Below are 2,078 nucleotides of genomic sequence, written 5' to 3'. Positions count from 1 at the left end.
GACGAAGGAAACGATCGATACAGAGATCGCCAAACTGCTCGGCGGCTATGGTTCGGAATTTGAAATCCGTTTTGCCTGAACACTTACCTGTCGTTCGCTCATGTTCATTTGCGATGCGAATCAGTGTTATCCAAACAATCGATTTTGTAGCTTGAGGCGAGATACCGCATAGTCGCTTCCTGCGACGCGCGGCACAGCTTCCGAATATCCGCGCCGGAAAGAGAACTTTTCTGACGTGCCCCGATGCAAGTGACGCTATCGGAGCGAATATCCAACTGAACGTCAAAATCAAATTTTCCGCGGGAGCGGATACGAACAACCATCGGAGCCGTGGCAATGACTGTATCGATCGTGATAGTGGGCGCGGGCTTTTGCGGCACGATGACGGCCACATGGCTACTATCGGATCAAAGCGCAAAGCCCCTGTCGATCGCGCTGGTCGATGACAGCTATAGCGTTGCGCGCGGTATTGCTTATCGGTCGGACGAAGAGGGCTGGCTCCTGAACGCCCCCGCACGGGCCCTCAGTGTTGAGCGGGACAACGGCAACGGCTTTGTCGATTATTGCCGACTGCGAGGCCGGTCTGCGGAACCCGATGATTTCCTGCCACGCGCCTGGTACGGTGATTATCTTGCGCATGTGCTAAAAAAAGCCGTCGTAAACTCCGGGAAGCATCAGTTTTCTCAACATGACGGATACGCCGTCGCGCTGGAGCCCGTAAAGGATGGCCGAACGAAGGTTCGTTTGCACACGGGTGTGGAGATTTCTGCCGATCAGGTCGTCCTTGCGACCGGGCACAGCGATGGTCGCCGCTCCATCACTGTAGCAGCGACCGGTGGCGCTTCACTCGATCAACGTTTCCTCGCGAATCCCTGGGACGCAGTTAAACTGCGGGCCGTGCCGGATGACAGTCATTTCTTCATGTGCGGGTCCGGTCTGACGGCACTCGACATTGTTTACGCGCTGCACCGGCGTAGCGAAAAGTTGCGCTTCACGCTTATGTCCCGCCGTGGTTTGTTGCCCCAACACCACTGCCAGTCACCGCCGAAACTTCAGCCACAAGCGCGGCGGGCGCTTCTCGATCAACTGACTGCCGGCCCCAGGCATTGCATCACCGTCGTACGCAAAGTCATTGCTGAACATCGCGCGAGGGGCGGTGACTGGCGTGAGGTGATTGATAGCCTGCGTCCTGCGGTACCGCAGATCTGGTCAAACTGGTCTGAGGCCGACCGGCGCGCTTTCGTGCGCCATATTGCGCCCTACTGGGACACACATCGTCACCGACAGCCAGCTTCCACGGCAGCGCTTGTCGCGTCACTCACGATGAGTGGACGTCTCTCGCTTATGGGGGGGCGAATCGAGACAATCAGCGCACATGGCGACGGGCTGCTGCTTGCTATTCGCCCGCGCGCAACAACGGGCTCGCGCGTTGTGCGCGCATCGTATTTCGTGAATTGCACCGGTGTCGGAATGGCTCACGCTCGTCGAGCTACGTCGTCAGATACAGAACTGCATGCAGATTGCTCCGCCTCTATCCACCGGCCTATAGCGCACGCGTGCGATTATCTTTTTGATCAGTTACGGCGCGACGGGATTGCCCAATTTGACTGGGCGGGGTTGTGTGTTGATGAGTCTTACCGCGTGGTTCGAGTCAATGGCTGTAGCAATCCATCGCTCTTTTATATTGGCCCCGCGCTTAGAAGACGCTTTTGGGAGGCGACGGCGGTGCCCGAATTGCTAACGCATATCGAGCGGATGACGGAGATCATAAGGCGGCAGTTTTCTGCACGTTAAACGCGAACGCGTTGCCTGACAGGGGCGTGGATGCAAGCACACGCTCCGGTTCTGGTTCCGATATCGACGCCTGTCTTGCGATGCAAGCAGCCAGTGAAGTCACCTTGCCCAGCGCGCGCGGAATCTATAGAGCGCTGGCGGAAGATCTCCATCGGTGAGGCAGCAAGTCGTCGATGTCAGTGGCGAGATGTGCGGGCGCGCGCGCGAGGGCTCCGGTGCAAATAGGTAGCGTGGTCGAAATAATCTTTATAGATTTGGATACCTTATCGATTGAACAGGACGGC

Annotated in this window: 1 protein-coding gene; it reads left to right on the top strand. The window is 57.4% G+C overall.

The genetic code is table 11. The features are described 5' to 3' along the window. Positions 1–336 precede the first annotated feature (336 nt). Complete coding sequence (locus tag EVC45_RS44275) at positions 337–1,794, top strand: FAD/NAD(P)-binding protein (protein ID WP_129964320.1); 1,458 nt, start codon at positions 337–339, stop codon at positions 1,792–1,794. The last annotated feature ends 284 nt before the right edge of the window (positions 1,795–2,078 follow it).

The organism is Paraburkholderia sp. UYCP14C, from assembly GCF_004197395.1.
Taxonomy (GTDB): domain Bacteria; phylum Pseudomonadota; class Gammaproteobacteria; order Burkholderiales; family Burkholderiaceae; genus Paraburkholderia.
Note: the sequence above shows the minus strand (reverse complement) of the source record. Positions and strands in the feature narration are given on the sequence as shown.